At 61.0% G+C, this 24,093-nt stretch carries 19 protein-coding genes and 1 tRNA gene; 10 read left to right on the top strand and 10 right to left on the bottom strand.

Features of this window, described 5'->3' with window-relative positions:
- Positions 1 to 623: 623 nt before the first annotated feature.
- Both ABJF10_RS08920 and ABJF10_RS08915 read right to left on the bottom strand, forming a co-directional pair.
- Positions 624 to 1,751: a Gfo/Idh/MocA family oxidoreductase gene (locus tag ABJF10_RS08920; RefSeq protein ID WP_348544202.1), complete on the bottom strand. Its 1,128-nt coding sequence runs from the start codon at positions 1,749 to 1,751 to the stop codon at positions 624 to 626.
- 42 nt (positions 1,752 to 1,793) lie between these two features.
- Positions 1,794 to 5,027, bottom strand: coding sequence for a PVC-type heme-binding CxxCH protein (locus tag ABJF10_RS08915; RefSeq protein ID WP_348544201.1), 3,234 nt, complete (start codon positions 5,025 to 5,027; stop codon positions 1,794 to 1,796).
- 27 nt (positions 5,028 to 5,054) lie between these two features.
- Here ABJF10_RS08915 and ABJF10_RS08910 point away from each other — a divergent pair, with 27 nt between their 5' ends.
- The 4 genes from ABJF10_RS08910 (at position 5,055) to ABJF10_RS08895 (ending at position 7,742) form a co-directional block, all read left to right on the top strand.
- The gene (locus ABJF10_RS08910; protein WP_348544200.1) at positions 5,055 to 5,927 is read left to right on the top strand and encodes an AraC family transcriptional regulator; all 873 of its coding nucleotides are present in this window, start codon (positions 5,055 to 5,057) and stop codon (positions 5,925 to 5,927) included.
- Positions 5,928 to 6,138: 211 nt separating this feature from the next.
- Complete coding sequence (locus ABJF10_RS08905) at positions 6,139 to 6,804, top strand: type II secretion system protein (RefSeq protein WP_348544199.1); 666 nt, start codon at positions 6,139 to 6,141, stop codon at positions 6,802 to 6,804.
- 19 nt (positions 6,805 to 6,823) lie between these two features.
- Positions 6,824 to 6,894: transfer RNA gene (locus tag ABJF10_RS08900), tRNA-Gly, on the top strand.
- Between the two features lie 131 nt (positions 6,895 to 7,025).
- Complete coding sequence (locus ABJF10_RS08895; protein ID WP_348544198.1) at positions 7,026 to 7,742, top strand: polysaccharide biosynthesis/export family protein; 717 nt, start codon at positions 7,026 to 7,028, stop codon at positions 7,740 to 7,742.
- An 83-nt stretch (positions 7,743 to 7,825) separates the two neighbouring features.
- Here ABJF10_RS08895 and ABJF10_RS08890 read toward each other — a convergent pair whose 3' ends face one another.
- Positions 7,826 to 10,375, bottom strand: coding sequence for a DUF3516 domain-containing protein (locus ABJF10_RS08890; protein WP_348544197.1), 2,550 nt, complete (start codon positions 10,373 to 10,375; stop codon positions 7,826 to 7,828).
- A 138-nt stretch (positions 10,376 to 10,513) separates the two neighbouring features.
- Here ABJF10_RS08890 and ABJF10_RS08885 point away from each other — a divergent pair, with 138 nt between their 5' ends.
- Positions 10,514 to 11,293, top strand: coding sequence for a transglutaminase family protein (locus ABJF10_RS08885; protein ID WP_348544196.1), 780 nt, complete (start codon positions 10,514 to 10,516; stop codon positions 11,291 to 11,293).
- 14 nt (positions 11,294 to 11,307) lie between these two features.
- Here ABJF10_RS08885 and ABJF10_RS08880 read toward each other — a convergent pair whose 3' ends face one another.
- Together ABJF10_RS08880 and ABJF10_RS08875 are read right to left on the bottom strand one after the other, a co-directional pair.
- The gene (locus tag ABJF10_RS08880; RefSeq protein ID WP_348544195.1) at positions 11,308 to 11,712 is read right to left on the bottom strand and encodes a hypothetical protein; all 405 of its coding nucleotides are present in this window, start codon (positions 11,710 to 11,712) and stop codon (positions 11,308 to 11,310) included.
- 499 nt (positions 11,713 to 12,211) lie between these two features.
- Positions 12,212 to 12,394 (bottom strand): hypothetical protein, encoded by a 183-nt coding sequence (locus tag ABJF10_RS08875; protein WP_348544194.1) that lies wholly within the window; start codon positions 12,392 to 12,394, stop codon positions 12,212 to 12,214.
- A 79-nt stretch (positions 12,395 to 12,473) separates the two neighbouring features.
- On the opposite strand from ABJF10_RS08875, the gene ABJF10_RS08870 reads away from it, so the two are divergent.
- The 5 genes from ABJF10_RS08870 (at position 12,474) to ABJF10_RS08850 (ending at position 18,316) form a co-directional block, all read left to right on the top strand.
- Positions 12,474 to 12,956, top strand: a complete 483-nt coding sequence (locus ABJF10_RS08870; RefSeq protein ID WP_348544193.1) for a hypothetical protein — start codon at positions 12,474 to 12,476, stop codon at positions 12,954 to 12,956.
- Positions 12,957 to 13,082: 126 nt separating this feature from the next.
- A complete protein-coding gene (locus tag ABJF10_RS08865; protein WP_348544192.1) occupies positions 13,083 to 14,387 on the top strand; it encodes a DUF1552 domain-containing protein in 1,305 nt (434 codons plus the stop codon).
- On the top strand, positions 14,384 to 16,996 hold the full coding sequence (locus ABJF10_RS08860) for a DUF1592 domain-containing protein (RefSeq protein ID WP_348544191.1): 2,613 nt from the start codon (positions 14,384 to 14,386) through the stop codon (positions 16,994 to 16,996). Before ABJF10_RS08865 ends, ABJF10_RS08860 begins: the two co-directional genes overlap by 4 nt.
- 95 nt (positions 16,997 to 17,091) lie before the next feature.
- Complete coding sequence (locus tag ABJF10_RS08855; RefSeq protein WP_348544190.1) at positions 17,092 to 17,367, top strand: hypothetical protein; 276 nt, start codon at positions 17,092 to 17,094, stop codon at positions 17,365 to 17,367.
- A 100-nt stretch (positions 17,368 to 17,467) separates the two neighbouring features.
- Positions 17,468 to 18,316: a LamG domain-containing protein gene (locus tag ABJF10_RS08850; protein ID WP_348544189.1), complete on the top strand. Its 849-nt coding sequence runs from the start codon at positions 17,468 to 17,470 to the stop codon at positions 18,314 to 18,316.
- A gap of 5 nt (positions 18,317 to 18,321) precedes the next feature.
- Here the strand turns inward: ABJF10_RS08850 and ABJF10_RS08845 are convergent, their stop codons facing one another.
- The 5 genes from ABJF10_RS08845 to ABJF10_RS08825 form a co-directional block, all read right to left on the bottom strand.
- Positions 18,322 to 18,597, bottom strand: coding sequence for a hypothetical protein (locus ABJF10_RS08845; RefSeq protein WP_348544188.1), 276 nt, complete (start codon positions 18,595 to 18,597; stop codon positions 18,322 to 18,324).
- Between the two features lie 142 nt (positions 18,598 to 18,739).
- Positions 18,740 to 20,665, bottom strand: coding sequence for a 1-deoxy-D-xylulose-5-phosphate synthase (gene dxs / locus ABJF10_RS08840; protein WP_348544187.1), 1,926 nt, complete (start codon positions 20,663 to 20,665; stop codon positions 18,740 to 18,742).
- 3 nt (positions 20,666 to 20,668) lie between these two features.
- Complete coding sequence (gene xseB / locus ABJF10_RS08835) at positions 20,669 to 20,965, bottom strand: exodeoxyribonuclease VII small subunit (protein WP_348544186.1); 297 nt, start codon at positions 20,963 to 20,965, stop codon at positions 20,669 to 20,671.
- A 41-nt stretch (positions 20,966 to 21,006) separates the two neighbouring features.
- Positions 21,007 to 22,938 (bottom strand): glycosyltransferase family 39 protein, encoded by a 1,932-nt coding sequence (locus ABJF10_RS08830; RefSeq protein ID WP_348544185.1) that lies wholly within the window; start codon positions 22,936 to 22,938, stop codon positions 21,007 to 21,009.
- The coding region (locus ABJF10_RS08825) for a sigma-54 dependent transcriptional regulator (protein WP_348544184.1) at positions 22,935 to 24,093 on the bottom strand (1,159 nt) is incomplete at its 5' end. The genes ABJF10_RS08825 and ABJF10_RS08830, both read right to left, overlap by 4 nt.

Below are 24,093 nucleotides of genomic sequence, written 5' to 3'. Positions count from 1 at the left end.
CGCCCATCGCGCAGGCGGGCGACCCCGCCACGTTCTTGCCCGATCCACAAAGCGCCCTGCGGGTCTACCGCTAGGGAGCGCGCATAACTCGATTCCAAACCCGGCGTCGTACCTTTTTGAAATGACGTGAAGCGGACACCGTCAAAGCGCGCCAGTCCACCCTCTGTTGCCAGCCAGAGGTAGCCGTCGGTCGTCTGCGCGATGCCCGTTACGGTATTTTCAGGCAATCCGTTATCCGTATCCCAAGTCCGCAAATCGTAGTCCTCGGAAACCGGCACGGCCTCCGGCCCCGCCCGAGCGACAATTGCGGCGCCCAATGCGTAAAGGAAGCAGCAGGCAAAAATGAGTGGGCGCATCGGGGGGAACGACATCGCTATCTCCTACCTTCCCTAACCCAAATCGACCACCCTTTCAATGCGCTCCCTTCACCGGGGCGAACGACGTCCAGGGGCGAATGCGGCGATCTTCTGAATGGCAGCACACCGCAATGGAACGGCGCTCCCATTTTCGGCTCGTGCCCGTGACCACGACACAACTCGTCAGATAAACTCATTGATGATTTTCGAGAAACTCCTGGCGTCCGCTGGAATTCGGCGCCGCTTCTCTGTGAGGTGGTGAGAAGGTCAGCTGAAGGTCTCCTCGGGAAGGCGTTTGATCGCGCCGCCCGCCAGGGCGCTCTCGTGAGCCAGAATGCCGGTGCAGGTCCAGTTGGCAGCTTGCCTGGCATTGGGAAACGGCGATCGCTTCTCCACGAGCGCCATCGCGAATTCGTTCGCGAGATGAGGATGGCTGCCGCCATGGCCGGCACCTTGAGTGAAGCTGAGGTGCGTCGCCTCCTCGGCGTCATATACTCCCTTGGTCGTGTAACGCTGGATGCTCTCGGGCAGCCTTTCCGCAAAGTCGGGACTCTTCACTTTTTCGGGAATTTCAGGCTCCGGCTTCTTCGCGGTGTGGACGACCAGCGGCTCGTGCTCGATCAGCGGCCATTCGACGGACTTTTTCGAGCCGTAGATATCGATGCTCTCGCGATATTGCCGCGCGGTGTCGAAGAGGCTGCGAATGACCCGTGCGCTCAGGTCGGAGTTCCGCACTTTGATATGTGCCGTCTCGACGGCGAAAGGGGAGCCATAGTTCTGGATGAGTTCCCCGCGGATCGTGCCGGAGCCGAAACAGCTCACGTATTCCGCGTCGCCTTCCGCGAGCCCGAGAACCGGACCGACGCAATGCGTGGCGTAGTGCATCGGTGGCAGGCCGGGCCAGTAGTTCGGCCAGCCATCCATGTCTTGCTGATGGCTGCCCTGGACGTACTGGATTTTACCCAGCTCCCCCGAGTCGCGCAGTTGCTTCATGAAAAGGTATTCGCGCGCATAAACAACCGTTTCCATCATCATGTAAGTGAGCCCGGTCTGTTCGGTCAGCCGGATGATCTCGAGGCATTCTTCGACGGTCGTCGCCATCGGCACCGTGCAGGCGACGTGCTTGCCAGCTTTGAGCGCCGCAATGGATTGCTGACCATGATTCGGGATCGGAGAGTTGATGTGGACCGCATCGACGTTTGGGTCCCTGAGCAGTTCCTCGTAACTGGTGTAGCGCTTCTCCACACCCCAGTGGTCGCCGCATTCTCTGAGTTTATCCGGGTTGCGCTGGCAGATGGCATAGCAATCGGTATGGGGATGCTTTTGCCAGAGCGGGATAAACTCTGCGCCGAAGCCAAGGCCGACGACTGCGATGTTGAATTTGCGTGTGCTCATAGGTAAGAGGGGTTGCTTTGGTGGGTGGGAGGCCGAATCGGATTACTTCAGTGTTTGGAGGAAGGCCTGAATGTCTTCGAGTTCCTGCGGCTTCAGGATCAGGCCCATTGGCGGCATGGGCGAAGTGCCAAGGGATTCGTAGCCTTTCGCCAGTACTTTGTTCGGTTCGAGCAGCGACTCCTTGATGTAAGCCGGAGTCGCGCGCGTGGCGATGCCATCCAGCGGCGGGCCGACGGTGCTGCCCTGGCCGTGAAGCGAATGGCACAGCACGCAGGCCACCTGATGCTTGAAGAAGATCTGTTCGCCGCGCTTCGGGTCGCCGGCGAGAACCTTCTCCTCGCCCGTGTCGCCGGTAACTTCGCAGAGTTTCACGTCGTCAAAGTGACTGTCGCCCTTCCCCACGTGCAGGATGTTGATGCTGGCGGTCGCGCGGTTGCCGCTGTCGAAGAAAGTCTCGACTTCCGACCAATCGCTTTCCTTGTCGGTGACGCGCTCGGTCTCGGCCCGCCCGATGTGATCATTCAGGCTCGCCTTGCCCTTGAAGGCGTGGACTTTCACCCAGCCGGAAAGGCGATAGCGCGTATTCGGCTTGAGCGGCACGTCGGCGTAAAGACTGGTATCTGCACCGTCGCCGCGCGTGACGCAGCTCACGGAACTGCTGCCGCCATGTGCCTGGTCCTTCAACACCTTCCACTCGGCTTTCGCGGTGTCCGCGGACTTCTTATAGTCGCGACGTTTCCAGCCCTCGGGCAATCCGTCCGCACCGACGATTTCGAAGCCGGGATTCGGCAGGAGGTTCGGGCCTTCCTGGTAAGTAATCGCCTTGTGTTTCCGCACGAGCACGCGCGCGGCTTCTTTCAGCCATTCATCGGCCTGGACGGTGGGTTCCGGCGCTAGCTTGGCCACGAGGCTTTTGATTTCGGGCGTGGTTGGAAACTCGGCCAGTTTCACCATCGCCGCCAGCCGGGTAATCGGATCGGGATCGGAAATGACGCCGGTGCCAATGAGCGAATTGTAGCCTTTCTGGTCGGCACTGAGCGCGCGGATAGCGTTGCGCCGCAAGGCTGAATCCCTGGCGGAGAGCGCCGCCTTCGCCGTGGCGTCGTCGAGTTGGCCGAGACCTTGCAGCGTCCAGAGGGCGTGGATCGCAGCGCTGCCGCTGTCATTCGCGGCGACAATCCTTTTCAGTGCCTCGGTGGCCTCGGTCTTCTTTCCTTCCACCAGCAAACGTTGCGCGGTCAGCCTCCAGTACTGCGTATCGCTGCCGAGCGCATGCACGAGTTCCGCCGTCGTCGCGCCTTTGAGCGACGTGATTTTCGCCGGCTGCTGCGCCTGGTTCCATACGACCCGATAGATGCGGCCGCGGGAATGATCGCGCAGCGGATTCTCGTGCGCACCGCCAGCGCCCGTTTTCGCCACGTAGCCACCGCGCTCGATGCTGGGCGTCGGGTTGTGCTGGACAATGAAATTCTCCCAATCCGCAAACCACACCGCGCCGTCCGGCCCAACCTCCGAAAAGACGGGCGACATCCACTCGTCGGTGCTCGCCACCAGATTGAAGGCGTCCTTCGCAACGTAGCCGGCGCCGTTCGGCTTCACATCCATGAGCGAGATTACCTTCATCGTCGGCTCACAGACCATCGCCTTGCCTTGCAGGCGCGCGGGTAGCTTCGACGACTCGATGAACGCGCTCCCCGCCGCCGCCGTGTATCCTCCGAAGACATCGACCTGCCGGTAATTCGGGGTGATCGGATGCACCTTGTCCTCGACGTTGATCATTTTTGCCGTCATCGCCCTCATCCCGGCCGGGACAATATTCTGCGGGATCCCGCCGTAGAAGAGCGGCGCATTGTTCGCCGTGCCGCCGAAGTCGTCCCCCGCCGCGTTGAAACTCTGCGCCCACGCGTTGTTCGTGAACTGGTGCAGAAATTCGAGCGACTTTCCGTCGGACTTGAAACGATACGTGCCCATCCCGAATTCGAGCATTTTTCCGCCAACCATGCCCTTGAAGCCGGAGTATCCCACGCAGCCGTAGAGCCAATTGTTGTATCCGTAGTGCAGGTTGTTCGTCTGGGCATGCGTATCCTTGACGCCCCACGCATCGATGAGGATCTCACGGATGTCCGCGTGGTCGTCGCCCTTGCTCGATTTCAAAAAAAGGAAACGCGGGGCCTGCGCCACGATCACGCCGCCGTTGGCGAAGACGAGACTTGTCGGAAGATTCAAATGATCCGCGAAGACCGTAAACTTATCGGCTTTGCCGGTGCCTCTGGTGTCCTCGCAGATTTTGATGTCGTCGTTGCCTTCGCCGCTTGGCGTGACGCCGTGCGGATAGTCGCGGGTCTCGGCCACCCAGAGTCGGCCGCGTTCGTCCCAAGCGAAAGCGATCGGCTTCGCGATGTCCGGCTCGGCGGCAAAGAGCTCCAGGTGCATATCGGCGGGAACCTGCGTGCGCTCCATGGAACCCCTTACACTGAAGGGATGCTGAAACGTAATCGGTTGCGGCCGCTTCTCGTAGTTGGCCACGTTCACGTTCGGCTCGCGCTTTTCCGGCTCACGCTGCCGCAGGAATGTCTCCCATTGGGCGCGACGCGAGTCCCCAACCGTCCAGATAATCGCGTTTCGCATCATTTTCTGGAAATCGGCGTTTTCCCACGTGCGCTGGTCGTGTCCGCTGGCCGTATAAAAAACCCGCCCCTTGCCTTCTTCCCGCACCCAAGTCCACGGCTCGTGATGCTCCCCCTCGACTCGCTCGGCCAAAAGGGTGCGTCCGTTCTCATTGAGCTGATCGTGCACGTAGGTTTCGTCCCACGTTTCATATTCATTTACCCCGGCGAGAACTGGGTGCTCCGGATGGAGGAAGTGCGGCTTGAATACCGCTGTCTGGTGCGACTTGAAACGGCCGCCAACGAGCGCGATGAATCGCGGCTCATTGCCAAAACAGGCGCTGGCACAGTGGATCGGAAGGAAACCGTGGCCGCTTTGGACAAAATCGTGGAGCGCTTCAAACTCGGCCGGTGTTATTTTACCGTGGTTGGCATAAAGCATCACAGCGTCGTAGTGCCCCAGCGTCTCCTTGTTTAGGCAGTCGGGCTTTGTGAAATAATCGAAGTAGATGGCGTCTCGGCCGAACTCCCGCATCAGAATCGGGAGGTACGCGGCGCTGTTGTGATGTTCGCTCTCGTGTCCGAGAAAGAGAACACGAATGGGACCTTCCGCCGCCGGGCAGAGCGTAGAGGCGGCGAGCGCGAGAAATAGGAGGAACAGTCTCTTCATAAATATTGATCGGGGTTGTGGTGGTAAATGACCCACGAACAACGAGATTCACGAGTGCGCCGTTCGGACATATTTTGTCGGCAATCGGCCATTGCTTTCATCGAACCCCCTCGATTAACACTCACCGCGATTATGTCCTTCCCAAGCATACAGGACCGAAGAGGACGTGAGCGCTTCCTTCAGCAGATCAGCCACGAAACTCCGTTTTATCACCTGTTCGACTGCCTTCCGGAGGTCGCTTTCTTCGCGAAGAGCCGCGACTTCCGGTTGATGTGTGCCAGCCGACGCTTCCTCGAACGATTCGGCTTTCGCGAAGAAGCGGAGGTGATCGGGAAAGACGACTTCGAGCTTTTTCCACCTCGCCTCGCAGAAAGCTTCCGTCGGGACGACGAGGAAGTGTTTCGCACCGGCGAGGCGAAGCGAAACATCGTCGAACTTTTCTTCAACGAGCAGGGAGTGCCCGACTGGTTCATTACGAACAAACTGCCGCTCCGCGATCGACACGGCGATGTCATCGGCCTGATGGGGATTTCACACACCTATGAGGGGCGGCGCGAGGTGCTGCATCGCGACCTGCAGCTTGATCGTGCCATTGCTTACATTCGTGAGCACTTTCGTTCCGGGGTTTCAGTCAAGGAACTCACGCACGCGGTGCACCTCTCCGCGCGCCAGCTTCACCGGAAGTTCGTGGAAGCTTTCGGTATGAGTCCGCAGACCTTTATCATTAAGCTACGTATCCAGGCGGCTTGCGAAACGCTCCAGCGGGAAGACTCGCAAATCGGCGCAGTCGCACAAGCGTTCGGCTTTTGCAGCCAAAGCGCATTCACCGAGCTATTCCAGAAATACGTCGGAATCACGCCCTTGAAATTTCAAAGAAGCCATCGCCTTCGGCGCGGGTGATCCGGGGAAGTTTTCCGCGAGGAGCTAAGGCCGCCGCTACTCAGCAGACAGCGCAGGTCAAAGTTGATCGCGCCCGGCAAATATGCGACTTGAACACGCAAGTGCCTGGAAACAAGGGTTCGATTCCCTTCTCCCGCTCCAGCCCTCTCGATCATTCTTTCGGTTGTCTTTGGACGACCATGCGGTAGTCTGTGCGCGGAGGTTTCCCCCTATGAACACCCTGCCTTTGCGCCGCCCGGCCCACGCCGCTTTCACGCTCATCGAGCTGCTCACGGTCATCACCATCATCGCCATCCTCGTCGGGCTGCTGCTCGTCGCCATCCCGGTCGCGAAAAACATGGTGTATAAAGCGCAGGCGAAAGATGCAGCCGGTGGGATCATTACGGCGGTCACCGCATATTACGCGGACTACGGCAAATATCCGCTCGGCGAAAAGGCGCCCGACCCGGGTTCCCCCGCGGATGTCCTCTTCGGCGATGCCACCATCAGCAACCAGGTCCTTTTCGACATCCTGCGCAATGTGGGGCCCGATTTCACCACGCCCAACAAATACAATCCCAAGGCAACCGTGTATCTTTCCAGTCGCGTCGTGGCCGATCCCAGCGCCCCGAAGAGTGGCTTTGCGACGCAAGACGCGGGCACCGTGAAGAAGAATGCGTTTGTCGACCCGTGGGGCAACGAATACCGCATCGCGATTGACGCGGATGCCGACAACCGCATCTCGAATCTGCCCTACACTGACTTTCAAGGAAACGATGCCCCGCGAGTGACGGTAGGCGTTTTTTCGATTGGCAAAGACGGCCTGCTCGGCAACAAAGGAGACAACATCTACCGGAAGAACGGCACCGCTTCCGACGATGTCATCTCCTGGCAGTGAGCAACTACTGCCCGGCTCCGCGGGTGTAGTTCAATGGTAGAACGGCAGCTTCCCAAGCTGCATACGAGGGTTCGATTCCCTTCACCCGCTCTCCTCGACTATTTCGCTGTCACTTGAGCTCTCTTCTCGCTATTCTTGAGGCAGCCTAAAAATAGCGGAGGCGGCTTTTCTCAGAGCCCGGTCTTCTTCCGCTCATGCGATGAACTCTGAAATCCCGACCTATGCCTAACATCCTTCGCTTCGCCAGTATCGCGGTCGCCCTGTTCACGTTTTCCGCAACCGGATTCGCCCAGGACTACGCACCGCGAGGTGCGCAGTATAATTCCCAAGGCTCGCCACAGGGAATTCCGGCGACCGGCGCCGGACAACCCGGAGGAGCCCTCCGCTCGGACCGCATGGCGATGGTCGACCCGGACAAGAAGCTCTCCGCGGGCGATCAGGTGACGGTGGAGATCGTGGAGGATCAGGACGGCGGCCTCCAGCGCATGGTCACCGCCACCGGGGAGCTGGACGTGCCACCGCTCGGACGCGTGCATGTTTCCGGAAAGTCGGCGACCGAGGCGGCCGGCCAAATCAAGCAATTGCTGGAGCGCGACTATTATTACCATTCCACGGTGCGGGTGGCCATCGATCGGGTGAGCCCCGTGGCCGTGCGCGCGGGAGTCGTTTTTCTCTCCGGTGAGATCCAACAGGGAGGCACCCAGGAAATCATCTCCGGCGAGGAACTGACCCTCACCAATGCCATCTTGAAAGCCGGCGGCCCCACGTCATGGGCCAGACGCAGTAAAGTTCAACTGACTCGCCAAAAGAAGAATGGCGGCATGGAGACGATCATCTCGGATTACGACAAGATCCTCAAGACGGGCGACGTGAAGCTCGACCCGGTCCTTCAGGATGGGGATCGCATATATATCCCGCGGGCGGGGATCCGTTGGTGATCGCGAAGCGTCACCTGCCCAAGCCCCGGTCGTGAGCCGCGCTCCGCGCTGCGCTCACGAAGGTCATGTCTGTGTATTAGACGTCACACCAGGCTGCCGACGCGGAGGAGCTTGAGCACGGGCTCACCGGCCGTGCGCGACGCGGACAGATCGACATCGAATTCCGCCACCCAGTCATTCGCCTCTGCCGGGTCGACGAGCATTTGCTGCACGCGCCAGTGGCGGCGATCCTCGGAGACGGTGACGTAGGTGTGCCGCACGTTGCGCGCTTCGGGATCGAGGCGGAGGTACTCGTGCTCGACGTGGTATGCCTCCAGCGCCTGGCGAAGGCGTTCGGTCGTCCACGCCTCGTCCTTAGGAGAAGGCAGCGCGTGAACGACGGCCAGGGCCGTTTCAAAATCGCCGCTGATCAGCGCCCGCAGGAAGGTAAAGATGCAATTGCGAATCGCGGCGGTGAAGGCTTTCGCGTCTCGGGTGATGTCCGCCGCGGCTTCCTCCGCGCCGGGTGGACGCACTTCGGCCTGCTCGCCGCGCGGGCGGTAATTTGGGTCGCGCATCTTTTCCCATTCCTCCAGCAGGCTGGAATCGATCTGCCGCAAGAGCGTGGCCAGGTAGAGTTCCATCTCGCGCACCGCCTCGTTCTTCGCCGCATCGGGAACGGTCTGCGCGAGCGCCTTATACACGCTGGAGAGATGCCGCAGCAGCAGCCCTTCCGCTCGCTGCAGTTCGTAAAGCTTGATGTAATCGGAAAACGAGCGGAACTCCTCGAACATCTCGCGCGCGATGGATTTCGGGCGGATGTTCTCCTGCCCGACCCACGGATGCTTCGCGGCGAAGGCATTGAACGTGGAGTAGATGAAATCGCGGTTCGGCTTCGGGTACTCGAGCTTCTCGAGTTCCTCCATGCGCTGGTTGTACTCCACGCCCTGCATCTTCATCTCGGCGACGGCCCGGTCTTTCACCTTGTCGAGCTGCCGGCGCAGGATGAGGTCTGGATCCTCGAGGATCGACTCCACGAGCGTGAGCAACACCAGCGCATAGTCCGGCGCTTCCGGGTCCATCAGCGGAAGCGTGTCGTGCACATACAGCGACAACGTCTGGTTCATCGAGAAATCCTCCTGCAACGCCACGTTCACGCGCACCTTGGCGCCCTCGATCGTCTGGGGAATGAACTCGATGATTCCGCGCTCGACCAGCGCGCGGAAGAGCTGCCATGCGCGCCGCGTCAGCGCCTTCTTCGCCTTCGCCGGCTCATGGCAGCGGTCGATCAGCTCCCGCATCGCGCGGCACCCGTCGGTCGGCCGGCTGAGCACATTGAGCAGCATGCCATGCGTCACTTGAAACTGGCTGGTCAGCCTCTCCGGCGGCGCGGTCATCAGGCGCGTGAAAGTCTGCTTGTCCCAGTTCACGAAGTTCCGCTCCGGCGGCTTGCGCTTGACGAATTTCTTCCCGCCCGCCGCCTGCTTCTGCTCGAGCTGCAGATTCTCGATGACGTGCGCCGGTGCCTGCGCCACCACCCAGCCCACGTCGTCGAAACCTTTGCGCCCCGCGCGTCCGCTGATCTGGTGAAAATCGCGCGCGCTCAGGATCCCCGTCTTTTGCCCGCTGAATTTGCAGAGCTGCGTAAAGAGCACGGTGCGAATCGGCACGTTGATCCCCACGCCCAGCGTGTCCGTGCCGCAGATCACTTTCAGCAAGCCGCGCTGCGCGAGTTGCTCCACCAGCACCCGATACTTCGGCAGCAGTCCCGCGTGATGCAGCCCGATCCCGTGCCGCAACCACTTGCGGATCTCCGGTCCATACGGACTGCTAAACTTGAACCCCTCCAGCGCCTGCGCGATTGCCGCCTTTTCCTCGCGCGTGCAGACGTTCGTGCTCATGAAATCCTGCGCGCTCTCCGCCGCGTCCGCTTGCGTAAAGTGCACGACAAAGACCGGTCCCCTGCCCCCGCTGACCAGCGCCTCCAGCGTCTGCGCCAGTGGTGTCTCCGCATAGGAAAACTCCAGCGGCACCGGCCGATCCTTCGACGCCACGGTCACTGTCTCGCGCCCATTCAATCGCGTCAGTTCCTCCTCGAAAAACGCCGTCTCCCCGAGCGTCGCCGACATCAGCAAAAACCGCGTCTGCGGCAGGGTCAGCAACGGCACCTGCCACGCCACCCCACGCTCGCGATCGGCGTAATAATGAAACTCGTCCATCACCACGTCGTGCACCGCCGCGTTCGCGCCCTCGCGCAAGGCGATATTGGCCAGGATCTCCGCCGTGCAGCAGAGAATCGGCGCGTCGCGGTTCACCGACGCATCGCCCGTGCTCAGTCCCACATTCTCCGGCCCGAATTCGCGACACAGCGCCAGCCACTTTTCATTCACCAGCGCCTTGATCGGGCAGGTATAAACCGAGCGCCGCCCGAGCGCCAGGCTGTGGAGATGCAACGCCGTCGCCACCAGCGATTTGCCGGATCCCGTCGGCGTATTCAGGATCACATTCTTGTCGTCGAACAGCTCCAGGATCGCCGTCTCCTGTGCCGGGTAGAGCTGCAATTTCCGCCCTTCCACCACTTCGAGAAACCGTCCGAGCAAAGCTCCGCTATCGAGCGTCCGGTCGGCGGCAATCAATTGAAGAGGTGCGGTCACGATGCGTGACCTTATCACGGTTCCGCCCAAGGAAGAGCGAGCCGGGATTTCGAAATCGATTGGCGCGCGCTCCGCTTCGATCGTCCGGCACAATCCGATACCCGCAATCGACCACTGGCGTGCGACTAGAAGTCTACCATGCTCCTCGACGCGACCTGCCACATCTCCTACCACACGAACGCCCCGATCCCCGCGATCATGATGCTGCGCCCCCGCAGCGGCTACGCCCAGTGGATCACCCGCGAAGAGTACGTCTTCGAGCCGCACGTGCCCGTGACCGAATACACCGACGATTTCGGCAATCTCTGCCAGCGCGTCCTCATCCCCACCGGACAGTTCGAAGTCCGCTGCAGTTGCCGCGCCCACACTTCCGACACGATCGACGTGCAGCCCGACGCCCCCTTCGTCCCCGTGAACTTGCTCCCGGAAAACGCCCTGCAATTCCTGCTCCCCAGCCGCTATTGCCAGGCCGATCTCCTCAACGACCTCGCCGCTTCCATCGTTGCCGGCAAACCCGCCGGCTACCCACAAGTCGCCGCCATCGAGCAATGGCTGCGCGACGAAATGCAATACGTCCGCGGCTCCAGCAACGCCAGCACCTCCGCCGTCGACACCGCCCAGTTGAAAAAAGGCGTCTGCCGCGATTACGCCCACCTCGGCATCGCCCTCACCCGCAGCCTCAACATCCCCGCGCGCATGGTCGTCGGCTACCTCTACCAGCTCGACCCGATGGACCTGCACGCCTGGTTCGAAGCCTACGTCGGCGGCCAATGGTACACCTTCGACGGCACCCAACCCTCCACGCGCGGCAACCGCATCACCATCGGCTACGGCCGCGACGCTGCCGACGTCGCCCTCACGTCCAACTATGGCGCGCTGGATTTGCAGTCCATGAAAGTGACGGTGGAGAAGGTATAGCGCGCTCTACCACTTTACGTAACGGCGGTCGCAGGCTCGGCAGGATACAAGGTGACGCGCAATGAAATGCCCAGGGTAGCCATACGCCCCAGCGTGGCCACCGTCAGTTCATGGTTGAACCCACGAGGCTCATCGCCGCACTCGTAACCGATGTTCAATTCGCGGGATAGGCAGGCAGACCAAAGTTCGCGAGAGCGAGAATCCAGTGCCTCGATAACGGCCAGGAACGCCGCAATGTTGGGCTCGGGCTCGGTAAACTGCTCATACGTCTCCAGCGTCGAATACCATTTACCGTCTTCGCGCTGATCGACGTGCAGTGGAAAAACTCCCCTCGCCTCGAACACCGCCGCCAGCGCTTCGAGGCTTTGCCCGGCCACCAGATCCAGATCGGTGTTGAGATATTGAGTCTTTCGTTTCATGAGACACCCGGAATCGCTTGATCCGAAGCAGTAGAATAACGCCGCGGCTCGGATCTATGCCCTCGAGTTTGGTCTACCAAAGCGCATCGGCCAACCCAAATTGCCTCGGTGCGCTTTAGTGGTGCTCTTTGCATTGACCGCCCTCCTCGCGTGTCATTCTGAGCGGAGTGTAACGCAGTCGAAGAATCCCGTCGCTCAACTAGCGACGTCGACGATAGAGCGACGGGGTCCTTCGACTTCGCTCAGGATGACCGCGAGGATGGCGGCAAAGGAGCTCGAGGCTCCAATTTCGATTCTGCAATTCTTCGGCCACCCAATCACGCTGCCGCGGAAATTTCATTTGACGGTCATATATTGAGCGTTCATATATTCAGAATATGAAACGAATAACGCTCACATTTATATTAAATGAGCAGCGCCTGACGGTCGCAGCCAACGCCACCACCCGTCTCCTGCTCTCCAGTTCCCGGTTCTCCTCCACAGAGGCAATCACACCCAATCATACCCAATCGCATCCATGAGCAATTCCACTCGCAACGGTAAAATCGCCCGGCTGCCCAAGCCCATCCGCGAAGAAATCAATCAGCGCCTGGATCACGGCGCCATCGCCAAATCCCTCGTCGACTGGCTCAACGACCTCCCCGAGGTTCAGGCTCTCGTCCAGACTCAGTTCGACGGCCACCCCCATCAGCGAACAAAACCTCTCCCAGTGGAAGCAGGGCGGTTATCAGGACTGGCTACGGCATCAGGAGGCGCTGGAAGTGGTCAAATTCCTTTACGAGCAGGGCGAGGAACTGAAGGCCCAAGGCAAGGAGCGCATGCCGGTCAACGAGGTTCTCTCCCTCTGGCTGAGCTCCCGTTTCGTCGCCACCACCCGGGAAATCGCCACCCTCGACGGCGAAGCCGCGTGGAAGAAGCAGCGCCAGATGTGCGACGACCTCATGAAAATGCGCCGCGCCGAGCATCGGGCAGAGCATTTGGAACTGCAGCGCCGGGAAGTCCAGATCGAGGAGGAGCGGCTGGAAATGGAACGCACCGAGAAGAAGCGCCGCGACCGCCAAGCCGCGAGCCTGGGGTCCATTGGTGACGTTCCCGAACCCGAGCCAGACCAACGCTGGGAGGACATCCCCGACGAAACAAAAATCGCCTGGGCGCGCAAACCCGAGAATATAGATCGCATCAAGCCACCGATGACCGAGGAGGAACACCTTGCGTACATGAGAGAGTATCTCCGCGCTCATTGACCTCGAGGAGCTTGGGCACGAGCGCGTATACCGCGTACCCTGCGCTACTTTTCTTACCAAGAACCGGTTGCTTTCCGCGATAGTCCAGCGACAGAAACCACTCGCTCCGTACGATCCCGCCGCATCATGTCCACCCACATCGCCCAACCGATCCTCTCCCGGCGTGCCTTTCTGCGCGGGGCGGGCATCACGCTCGCCCTGCCCTTCCTAGAGGCGATGCAGCCCGTCTTCGGCGCCGCGGCCAAGGCGGCGGTCGCCCCATCCGCCACACCGCGCCGGATGCTGGCCATCGAGACCAACATGGGGCTGATCGCGGCCAACTTTTTCCCGAAGGAGAACGGGCACGACTGGACACCGTCGCCTTATCTGGAATTGATCCAGCAGCACCGGCGGGACTTTACCGTCTTCTCCGGCACCTCGCATCCGGCGGTGGATGGCGGGCACGCGGCGGAGCTCGCCTTCCTCACGGCGGCGGCGCACCCCGGCGCGGGCGGCTTCAAGAATTCCATTTCGCTCGATCAATACGCCGCGGAGCAGATCGGCACGCGCACCCGCATCCAGTCGCTCACCATCCTCGTCGGCAGCGAGAACCGGCACAGCCTTTCCTTCACCCGCAGCGGGGTGATGATTCCCGGCGAAAAGAGCGCGGCGGCCATTTACCGGCGCATGTTCGTGCAAGGCACGCCGGCGGAAGTCACGGCGCGCGTGAATGACCTGCGCGTGGGCCGCAGCGTGCTCGATTTCGTCAACGACAGCGCGAAGCGCATGCAGGGCGGCCTCGGCCCGCGCGATCGCGAACGGCTCGACCAGTACTTTACCTCCGTGCGCGATCTCGAGGGGCAGCTCGTGGAATCCGAGGCATGGGAGCAGCGGCCCAAGCCGAAGGTCGCGGTGCCGGAGCCGAAGGACATCACGGACAACAACCTGCTCGTGCAGCGCATGCAGCAAATGTTCGGCGTGGTGCGGCTGGCGCTGGAGACGGACAGCACGCGGCTCATCACCGTGTTCATCAATCCTTTCAGCATGGTGCCGGTGATCGAAGGCGTGACCCACGAGACGCACAGCATCACCCACCACGGCAATCGGCCCGAGACCTTGCAGGAGCTGGCGCTCATCGAGGCCGCGCACTTCCGCATGCTCGATGAATTGCTCACCGGCCTGAAGGGCGCGAAGGAAGAAAGCGAAACGCTGCTCGATCGCACCCAAGTCCTCTTCGGCTCCTGCATGGGCAACGCCAACGCCCACGACAATCACAACCTGCCCATGCTCCTCGCCGGCGGCGGATACCGGCACGGCCAGCACCTGGCCTTCGACCAAAAGCAGAACTATCCCCTGCCCAATCTCTACGTCTCGATGCTCCAGCGCATGGGCCTGGAGGCGGACAAATTTGCCAGCAGCACCGGGACGATGCGCGGCCTGGAAGTGGCATGAGGCGGCGGATCTCCGGAATATCGGGATGGCTGGCGCTGTGGGCCGGCGCGCTGCTCGCCTCGACCGCCAGCGCCGCCCCCGCCGCGGCGCCCGGGATCACCCGCCAGTTCATCGAAAACCGCTGCGCGGATTGCCACGACGCGGACACGAAGAAAGGCGGGCTCGACCTGGACGCGCTCCTGCAGACCCCGCTGGATGAGAAGACCTTCCCCAAGTGGGTGCGGATGCACGATCTCGTCCGCGACGGGGAGATGCCGCCGAAGAAAAAGCCGCAGCCCACCGAGGCCGAGCGCGCCGCCTTTCTCGCCCAGGTCAATAGCGGGCTGGTCGCCAACGAACTCGCCCGGCGCACCGCGAATGGCCGTTCCACTTTCCGCCGGCTCAATCGCACGGAATACGAGAATACCTTGCGCGATCTCTTCGATCTCCCCGGCCTGCCGGTGCGCGACCTGTTGCCCGAGGATGGCCGCGCCGACGGCTACGACAAAGTGGGCGGCGCGCTCGACCTCTCGCACGTCCAGCTTTCCAAGTATATGGAGGCGGCCGATAAGGCGCTGAATACCGCCATCGCCACGCAGCCGGAACGCCCGCCCCTGTTCAAGGAGCGGCTCTATCCGGGCGATCAATATCAAATCAAGATCGCCATCACCGGCGGCGACGCCGTCTGCCTCAAGGATTTCCAATACGATCCCGCGGTCCTCGCGCAGCCGATCAGCGTGAAACAAACCAAACCGTTGCGCGAATTCGAGCAGGAGAAGCTGTTCCCCTACTATGGCAGTGTCGGCATCTTCCGGCACGACGACGACGCCTTTCACGCCGACTTCGCGCGCTTTGCACCGATCGCAGCGGGCTTCTATCGCGTGCGCCTGTCGCTCTGGAGCTTCCATTGGGAGAAGGGCCAGGTGCAGCCGTCGTCGCGCACCGAGGTGGCGTCGCTCAATGCCGCCGAGCGCGGCGTGCTCGGCTACTTTGACGCGCCGTCACTCCAGCCCACGGAACACGAGACCGTGGTGTGGCTCAATCGCGGGGAGAATCTGGTGCTCAACGCCGCGTCGCTCGTGCCGCGTCGCGTCGGCGAGGAAAAGGGCCGCGCGGCCGAGGCCACCACAGCGGGCATCGCCATCGACTGGCTCGAGGTGGAAGGTTCGCTCATCGACGCGTGGCCGCAGGCGGCGCACCGGCGTTTGTTTGGCGATCTACCGCTCACCCAATTCGACAAGAAGTCCGACCTCCCGCCGCCGCGCCGCATTCCTCAAGGCCAGCGTGTGCCGGCGAACCTGCCGAACTACAAGGTCGACTATCCCAACCAGCCGCTCTGGACCGTCACTTCCTCCGCGCCGGAACAGGATGCGGAAAAGCTGCTGCGCGATTTTCTGCCGCGCGCCTTCCGCCATCCCGTGACGGAGGAAGAAGTGGGCCGCTATGTGGGGCTGGTGCGCACGCGCCTCGCCGCCAAGGTCACCTTCGAGGAAGCGATGCGCACCGCCTACGAAGCCGCGCTCTGTTCGCCGGATTTCCTGTTTCTCCACGAACCTCGCGGCCCGCTCGACGATCACGCGCTCGCCGCGCGCCTCTCCTATTTCCTGTGGAATTCGACGCCCGATGCCGAGCTCACGCGCCTCGCCGATGCGGGTCAGTTGCGCAACGCCGCGACCCTCCGCGCGCAGACGGAGCGCCTGTTGAATGATCCCAAGGCCGCGCGCTTCATCGCGGATTTCACCGATCAATGGCTCGACCTGCGCGACCTCGATCTCACCAGCCCCGACAAGAAACTCTACCCGGAGTTTCACCCCATCCTGCGCGATGCCATGCCCGCCGAAACGCGCGCCTTCTTTCGCGAAATGCTCGTCCACAATCTGCCGGTGCGCAATGTCGTGCGCTCGGATTTTGCCATGCTCAACCAGCGCCTCGCCGATCTCTACGGCATCGAGGGCGTGAGCGGCGGCGCTGTGCGCAAAGTGCCGCTCGCCGATGGCGCGCTGCGCGGCGGCTTGCTCACACAGGCGGCCGTCCTGAAAGTCACGGCCAATGGCACGACCACCTCACCCGTGAAGCGCGGCGCGTGGGTCATGCGCAAGATTCTCGGCCAGCCTCCGCAACCGCCCCCACCCAGCGTCCCCGCCGTGGAGCCCGACATCAGCGGCATCACCACCATCCGCGAGCAGCTCGAAAAGCATCGCTCCGATCCGGCCTGCGCCGGCTGCCACGCGAAGATCGATCCCGCGGGGCTTGCGCTGGAAAGTTATGATGTGATCGGCGGCTGGCGCGATCGCTATCGTTCCGTCCAGAAAGGCGACACACCCGCTGTCCCACCAGGCGCGCGCAATATCAGTTTCAAGCTCGGCCCCGCTGTCGATCCCAGTGGCGCGCTGCCCGACGGGCGCGCCTTCGCCAATATCGATGAACTCGAGCGCCTCCTCCTCGCCAATGAGCGTCAACTCGCGCGTAATCTCACTGGACAGTTCCTCACTTACGCCACCGGCGCCGCGCCCTCCTTTGCCGATCGCGCGGAAGTCGAGCGCATCCTGGATACGACGCAAAAGTCCTCCTACGGCGTCCGCTCCCTCGTGGACGCAGTCATTCAAAGCCCGCTCTTTCTCAATAAATAGAGTTCGGCGCACGCCGTGCGCACATCAAGGAAAACACGACAAACAAGGTACGACACTATTTTGAATAGGCATGAAGGGGCCGCGTCGAAGAGACCATGAAAGCAACTACTCTCGCCCTTGGAATCCTCTCCGCGGTCTTGCTCGTGCCGACCGCTGCCTTCGCTCACGACAAACACAAAGACCGGGACTGCGACCGCCAGGCCCAAATCTATGCCGACCGCCGCGCCAACGGCTACTACGACAACCGCTACTGCCCGCCGTCTCGGTATTCGTATGAAAAATGCCGCCCCGACTATCGCTCCCGCTACTATGTGCCGGACTGCGATCGCCGGGACTATCGTTCCAGTGGTTTCTATATCCAATTTCGCTAAACAACAATTCCCCACGCCGAGGCAGCGAGGCTCACCCGCCTCGCTGCCTTCCCGTTTTAGGATGGCTAGTGTGGAGGTTTTCGGGTCACTAGGTCGCCACATGAAAAGGTTCCCCCTCCTGAACGCTTCGCTCGCCCTGTTGATGACGGCGCTCACTTCGGCCCGAGCGGACAATTACAAGGACGCTGTCCTCCGCGACAAACCCTTCGCTTACTACCGTCTCGGCGAGGCCGACAATACGGCGCCGGTTGCGGATGAAACAGGCAAGAACCCGGGGACTTTCCAAAATAGTCCGACGGCCGGCGAGCCGGGAGCGATCGCCAGCGATTCGGAAAACAAATCCGTGTCTTTCGCCAGGAGCCAGGCTCAATTCATTCAGCTCACCGAATTCGGCAAATTCGGCAGCAGCATGACGCACGGCTTCACCGTCGAGTACTGGTTGAAGGCGGCGAATTTCTCCGACCATCAGACTATTTTCGGCACGGCCAATGGTCCCGGCTTCATCACGGATTTCCTGTCGGACATCGCTTACACCAACCACACGAAACTGCTGCGGATGTATATTCGCGACAATCATGAGGATCGTTACGAGGCGGAATTCTATCCCGGAGGGCGGAATATCAATATCTATGACAGCGCCTGGCATCATATCGTGCAGGTCTACACGCCGAAGACGGGCGGCGCGAATAACAAGGTCCAGTTTTATGTGGATGGCATCCGGCAAACCATCACCCTGGAGCACAAGGGAGCGGCCCGCGGGAATCCGGTGTTTTCCGATTTCAACCGGCCGCTCTCGCTGGGCTCCATGAATTTGCGGGGCACGCAGCAAGACCCCCTCGACGGCAGCCTCGACGAAGTGGCCTTCTACACCAGCGTTCTCTCACCGGAACAGATCATAGCCCACTACCGGGCCTCCGGCGCCGGCGATCACCTGCGAGTGCCGCGCTGAGCCCTTCAATTCCTCGGCGGCGGGAGCCAAAATTCGAGATACCTCGCCATGCATCTTTGGAACGCCGGCGAGTGCTCGTTCACATAGGAGATCGGCCGGTAGAGATTCTGGAGCCATGGGTCGTCCCATTCACGCTCCCGGTCGATCCGATACAAAATGGCGGTCATCGGTCCGGGACTAAGCAGATAGAGCACGACTACACCCACCAAGATACGAACGGCCCGGATAATGATGCGGGATTTGGTCGAACCGCTTTGGTTGGCCGTGTCTTCTGAAATCATCACTTGAAGTATCTCCGATCCTCGACCGGAACAACGCCTAACACGCAAAACACCAATGTCATCCCCAGCATTTGCCAGACACAAACTCCGAGGCGACCCGACGACTTCGTCGGATCACTCTCCATGGTGGGAAGGGCAGCGACTAAGCGACGCTCTTCGCCGACCCGGCTTTTTTCGTCTTGAGCATCGGCGTGATCTTCTCCACCGCGGCTTCGGCGGTGAGGCCGTGCTTTTTGCGGAGGATATCGACCGCGCCGTGCTCGATGAACTGATCGGGCCAGCCGATGCGGGCGACCGGCGTCTTGATGCCGGCATCGCTCAGATGCTCGATGACCGCACAGCCGAAGCCATTGTGCAGGACATGGTCCTCGAAGGTGCAGATGACTTCCGCACTGCGAGCGAAGAACTCCAGCGTGCCAGTGTCGAGAGGCTTGATCCAGCGCGGGTTGATGACCGCGGCGCTGATCCCCTGCGCTTCCAGCAGCGCGGCAGTCTGCTCGGCCATGGCGCACATTTGGCCGAGGCCGAAGAGCGCCACGCGGGCGGGCTGGGTACCGCCATGCTTGATGACTTCCGCCTTGCCGATTTCGAGCAGCTTGGGCTGCGCCTTGGGCACGGCGCCGGTGCCGACACCGCGCGGATAGCGAATGGCAATCGGACCGCCGCTGTGGTGCGCCATCGTCCACAGCATATCGACAAATTCGTCTTCATCCTTCGGCGACATGTGGACAAGGCCGGGCACGCCGCGCAGGTAAGCGATATCGAAGAGGCCGTGGTGGGTAGGGCCGTCGTCGCCGCTCAAGCCCCCGCGGTCCATGCAAAGCGCAACATTGAGATTCTGCAACGCCATGTCGTGGATGATCATGTCGTAGGCCCGCTGCATGAAGGTGGAATAGATGGCGAGGAAGGGCTTGAAGCCCTGCGTCGCGAGCCCGCAGGCGAAGAGCGCCGCGTGTTCCTCGGCGATGCCCACGTCGAAATACTTGTCGGGATGCGCCTTGGCGAAGTGAACGAGACCGGTGCCCGTGGGCATCGCGCCGGTGATGGCGACGATCTTGTTGTTCGTCTCGGCAAACTTCGCCAGCGTCTTGCCGAAGAGCTCGCTGTAGGTCGGCGAACTGGTCGAAGCCGTCTTGCCCGTCTTCGGCTCGAATTTGCCGAGGCCGTGGAATTTATCGGGCTGCTCCAGCGCTGGTGCGTAACCCTTCCCTTTTTGCGTGAGAATGTGCAGCAGCACCGGTTCGTTCTGCGTCTTCAGGAACTCGAAGGTGTTGATCAGCAGTGGAATGTCATGCCCATCGATCGGCCCGTAGTAACGCAGGCCGAGATCCTCGAACATCACACTCGGGGCCAGCAGGTTCTTGACGCCTGCCTCGATCTTGTGGGCGAAATTCTTGGCGAACTTGCCGCCGAGCATTTCCACGAACTGCGCCGCCTTGTCATGCAAGTGGGCGTAGGTCGGGTGGGTGGCGATCTTGTTGAAATAGTGGGCGATGGCGCCGACGTTCTTGGCGATGGACCACTCGTTGTCGTTGAGCACCACGATGAAGCGCTTCGTGCTGTGGGCCACGTTGTTCAGCGCCTCGTAACTCACACCGCAGGTGAAAGCCGCATCGCCCGCCACGCAGACCACGTCTTCATCCGAACCGCGACGGTCGCGCCCCACGGCCATGCCGAGCGCGGCACTCAGTGCGGTTCCAGCGTGACCGGCGCCGTAGCAATCGTGCTCGCTTTCGGTGCGCAGCAAAAAGCCGTTGAGACCCTCATACTGCCGCATCGTCCCGAAGCGCTCGCGGCGGCCGGTGAAGAGCTTGTGCACGTAACCCTGGTGGCTGACATCGAAGACGAACTTATCCTTCGGCGTCTCAAAAACCCGGTGCAGCGCAATCGTCAGCTCGACGACCCCGAGATTCGGCCCCAGGTGACCACCGACCGATGTCGGGTTTTCATCAGAGAGGACGCGAATGAGCTCATCGCGCACTTCCTGCGCGAGCTGTGGGAGGTCACTCTCCGCCAGCGCCTTGATGTCGGCGGGGGAATTGATGGTCGAAAGGATCGGCTTGGTCATGTTCTAAAAAAGGCTGACATCGTCACGCGGCTTGGCCACGGGTTTTTTCTCGGGTTCAAACTCCTCGATCTGCGGCTCGCCCGCCGCATTGCGGGTGATGATCTCGATCCGCTTTTCCACCGCGGTGAGCTTTTGCTCGCAGACTTTGACAAGCGTAACCCCCTCCTCATACCGGGTGAGGAGCTCCTCGAGCGGCAGTTGGTCGGACTCCATCTGCTCGACGATCTGCTCGAGACGCGACATGGCGCTATCGAATGATTCTTCGTTGGATTTGGTGGCGGCGGGCGTCTTGGTGGCCATGCGTGACGGTCACTCTAAACGCCAAATGGCGCTGGGCTCAATCACTCTTCGTTGTTTTCCCAGCGTTTACGGTCGCTGTAGTAGATGCACTCGCCGTCGATGGGCAGCGGGGTATTGGCCTTGAGCGGAAACTCCTTGGTGTTCACGTTGCGCATGATGAAGGGCGCCCACTCCTTGTATTCCCCTTTCATGATATCGGAAATGAAAGGCTGGTTGCCCGTGATGGGGGTGAGATGCAGGCCCACGATGTGCCCCTTGAGCTGGTTGTAGTCGTTAAGATCGAGCCAATCCCGCACCGTCATCGGCAGCCACAGGCTCTTGCGATCGGCATACCAGGCCACGGCCCACGGCATGTCCGAAGTGATGATTTCATCCTCCCGCGTCCACTTGGCCAGGATGGCAATGTAGGGCGGCACGTAGGGTGGCCAGGCCACTGGCGGCGGAGTGGGCGAACCAAAGAGCACCAGGAACTGATTGATAAACGGCAACGCCGACACGATGAACAGCAACCAGATAAATCCGAGACGGAGCAGCCGCACCGTGACATCAAGCCGCGTCCACATCACGAGCACCAAGGCCAGCCCATAGCAGACCATCAGGGGCACAAAGAGAATATGAAGGTCGTTCGCCTTGGTCGCCCCGCTATCCGACATGCCAAATGCCGCCATGCCGAAAACGCCGCACACCCACATCGACAGTACATACCAGCGGAAAACCGATGTCTCCGGACGTTTGAAAAGATGGAGAAGCGCCACGAAAAACACCGGAGCCAGCAGGGACCTGCCCAGAAATTCGAAGATGAAGCTCATCTGGACCAGCACCTGGCCCTGGACTTTGTTGCGAAAGACCGTCGGCGACACTCCGCTCAACGATACCTCCAGCGAACGCATGATCTGCGTCTCCGAGCCGCGAATTTGATACAGGCCCGAATACCAGCCCAAGCCCATCGGATTGCCGCACACCCGTTGATTTCGAATCATCCACGGACCGTAGAAGAGGAGAAAGACACCCACCATGATCGCCGCATCGCGCCCCCGGGGCCGAAAATAAAATACCGAGAAAAAGAGCGCGCCGACAAAGAGCCAGATCGTCAGGGCATGGGCCAGCGCCAGCAGACCGAACAATGCCGCCACCCCGATGAGCCATGGCAGTGGCTTTCCCCCGGCCACTCGCGCCTCGATGGCGCGCACCATCGCGTAAGCGGCGCCACTGAAGAGAAAAAGCATGAGCATTTGCGGCAGGCCCGACATCGCGAAGTCCCAAAATCGCTCGCAAAGGAGCATCAAACCGACGCTGAAAACGGCCAGGCGGTCGTCGAACAATCGCTTGGCCGTGAAATAGTTGACCAGCACCGCGAGGAAGAAAAACAGCGTTTGCGTGAAAGCGATCATCCGGTCGTAGGCGTAGACGATCTGCTTCGTGGTCATCACCTCCTCATACGTGTAACGGTCGAAGTATTCCGCCGAGTTCGCCAGTTGCTTCATGTGGGCATTAGCCCAATCCATGACCTTGAAGACCACCGCGTAAATGTACGGGGCCAGCGGTGCGTGATACGTATCCGGGGTCCGTTCCAGCGGAAATACCCCCATATCGCGTTCGAACTGCCACAACGCAGCCGGTCGGATTACTTTGGTGGTGAAGCCATGACCGCGGGCAATTTCCCGGGCGATTTGCGCCTGCTCGATCGCTTTCTCGTTCGGAAGTCCCTTGAACCCATTGCCCTCCTTGAAAAACCACAGGTAGGTCACAAACGCGATGGCGGAGAGCAGAATGATCGTTTTGACCCGGCGGACCCACCCCCCTTGCTCCAGGGTGTGAACCATCTGCTGGATGCTCGTTTCGGAAAGCCGGATGTACTGCACCAAAAAGAAAATGCCGACCAGCACGCCGAGGCCGACCAGCAGCCAAATGACATGTTCCCACTGGAATGCCGCGAGGAAGCTTTGAAAAGCAGGGTCCAAAATGAAATTCATGAATCGGCGTTTTCCTGCCCCTTGAGCTCATTGATCTTCCGATGAAGCGTTCGCCGGCTGATCCCCAGCTTTTTGGCCGCTTGCGTGACGTTTCCTCCCGTCTCTTCGAGCGCCTGGAGGATGAGCTTGTACTCGGTTTGCTTGATATTGTAGAGACTGCCCTTGGTGGGAATGAATTTCGTGGAAGACAACGCGCCGCCTCCGTCGCTCGCCTCGCGCACTTCCGCTGGGATGTTGCGCAGGCCGATCTTCGGTCCAGTCGTCATGACCACGCAATTCTCGATCACATTGCGCAGCTTACGCACGTTGCCCGGCCAGTCGTAGCGTAGCAGCGCTTCCATGGCTTCCGGGGTGATCTCCATTACCGGCTTGCCATTCTCCTCGGCGAACTGCCTGAGAAACGCGCTCACCAGCAGCGGGATATCCTCTTTGCGCTGGCGCAGAGGCGGGGTCGTGATCTTCACCACGCTCAGGCGGAAGAACAGGTCCTCGCGGAACTTCCCTTCGGCCACCAGCTTCGCCAAATCCTTGTTCGTCGCCGCGACGACGCGCACGTCCACCTTGATCGAGGTGTTGCTGCCGACCCGCTCAAAAGTCCGTTCTTCGCCCAGCACCCGGAGCAATTTCACTTGGGTAGCGGCATCGATCTCCCCGATCTCATCCAGGAAAATGGTCCCGCCGTTGGCCTGCTCGAAGCGTCCGATGCGACGTTCGACCGCCCCGGTAAAAGCGCCGCGTTCGTGCCCGAAAAGTTCGCTTTCCAACAATTGGGAATTGAACCCCGCACAGTGGACGGTGACGAATTTTTGCTTCGGGCGGCCACTGAGGGCGTGGATGGAATGGGCGACGAGTTCCTTGCCTGTGCCGCTCTCCCCTTGGATCAACACCGTCGCCCGCGTCGGCGCCACCTGGCGGATCGTGTCGAAAATCTCGTGCATCGGCAGCGATTCGCCGATCAGGCTTTCCAGCCCGAACTTCCGGTCCACCTGCTGCTTCAGTTCCACCACTTCCTTCTCCACCTTGCTGCTCCGCAAGGCCCGCTGGATCAGGATTTCCAGCCGGTCGATATTCAGCGGTTTGGTGACGAAATCGTAGGCGCCGCGCTTCATCGCCTCGACCGCCGCGTCCACGGAGCCGTAGGCCGTCATCATGATG

This window comes from Chthoniobacter sp. (assembly GCF_040003245.1).
Classification (GTDB): domain Bacteria; phylum Verrucomicrobiota; class Verrucomicrobiia; order Chthoniobacterales; family Chthoniobacteraceae; genus Chthoniobacter.
The sequence above is the reverse complement of the archived record's forward strand: the minus strand, read 5'-3'. Positions and strand labels throughout refer to the sequence as shown.

What these genes read in the sequence shown, in the direction of transcription:
- ABJF10_RS08920 (WP_348544202.1), bottom strand. Translation starts at nt 1,751, where the DNA reads ATGAGCACACGCAAATTCAACATCGCAGTCGTCGGCCTTGGCTTCGGC.
- ABJF10_RS08915 (WP_348544201.1), bottom strand. Translation starts at nt 5,027, where the DNA reads ATGAAGAGACTGTTCCTCCTATTTCTCGCGCTCGCCGCCTCTACGCTC.
- ABJF10_RS08910 (WP_348544200.1), top strand. Translation starts at nt 5,055, where the DNA reads ATGACCCACGAACAACGAGATTCACGAGTGCGCCGTTCGGACATATTT.
- ABJF10_RS08905 (WP_348544199.1), top strand. Translation starts at nt 6,139, where the DNA reads ATGAACACCCTGCCTTTGCGCCGCCCGGCCCACGCCGCTTTCACGCTC.
- ABJF10_RS08895 (WP_348544198.1), top strand. Translation starts at nt 7,026, where the DNA reads ATGCCTAACATCCTTCGCTTCGCCAGTATCGCGGTCGCCCTGTTCACG.
- ABJF10_RS08885 (WP_348544196.1), top strand. Translation starts at nt 10,514, where the DNA reads ATGCTCCTCGACGCGACCTGCCACATCTCCTACCACACGAACGCCCCG.
- ABJF10_RS08880 (WP_348544195.1), bottom strand. Translation starts at nt 11,712, where the DNA reads ATGAAACGAAAGACTCAATATCTCAACACCGATCTGGATCTGGTGGCC.
- ABJF10_RS08865 (WP_348544192.1), top strand. Translation starts at nt 13,083, where the DNA reads ATGTCCACCCACATCGCCCAACCGATCCTCTCCCGGCGTGCCTTTCTG.
- ABJF10_RS08860 (WP_348544191.1), top strand. Translation starts at nt 14,384, where the DNA reads ATGAGGCGGCGGATCTCCGGAATATCGGGATGGCTGGCGCTGTGGGCC.
- ABJF10_RS08855 (WP_348544190.1), top strand. Translation starts at nt 17,092, where the DNA reads ATGAAAGCAACTACTCTCGCCCTTGGAATCCTCTCCGCGGTCTTGCTC.
- ABJF10_RS08850 (WP_348544189.1), top strand. Translation starts at nt 17,468, where the DNA reads ATGAAAAGGTTCCCCCTCCTGAACGCTTCGCTCGCCCTGTTGATGACG.
- ABJF10_RS08845 (WP_348544188.1), bottom strand. Translation starts at nt 18,597, where the DNA reads ATGATTTCAGAAGACACGGCCAACCAAAGCGGTTCGACCAAATCCCGC.
- dxs (WP_348544187.1), bottom strand. Translation starts at nt 20,665, where the DNA reads ATGACCAAGCCGATCCTTTCGACCATCAATTCCCCCGCCGACATCAAG.
- xseB (WP_348544186.1), bottom strand. Translation starts at nt 20,965, where the DNA reads ATGGCCACCAAGACGCCCGCCGCCACCAAATCCAACGAAGAATCATTC.
- ABJF10_RS08830 (WP_348544185.1), bottom strand. Translation starts at nt 22,938, where the DNA reads ATGAATTTCATTTTGGACCCTGCTTTTCAAAGCTTCCTCGCGGCATTC.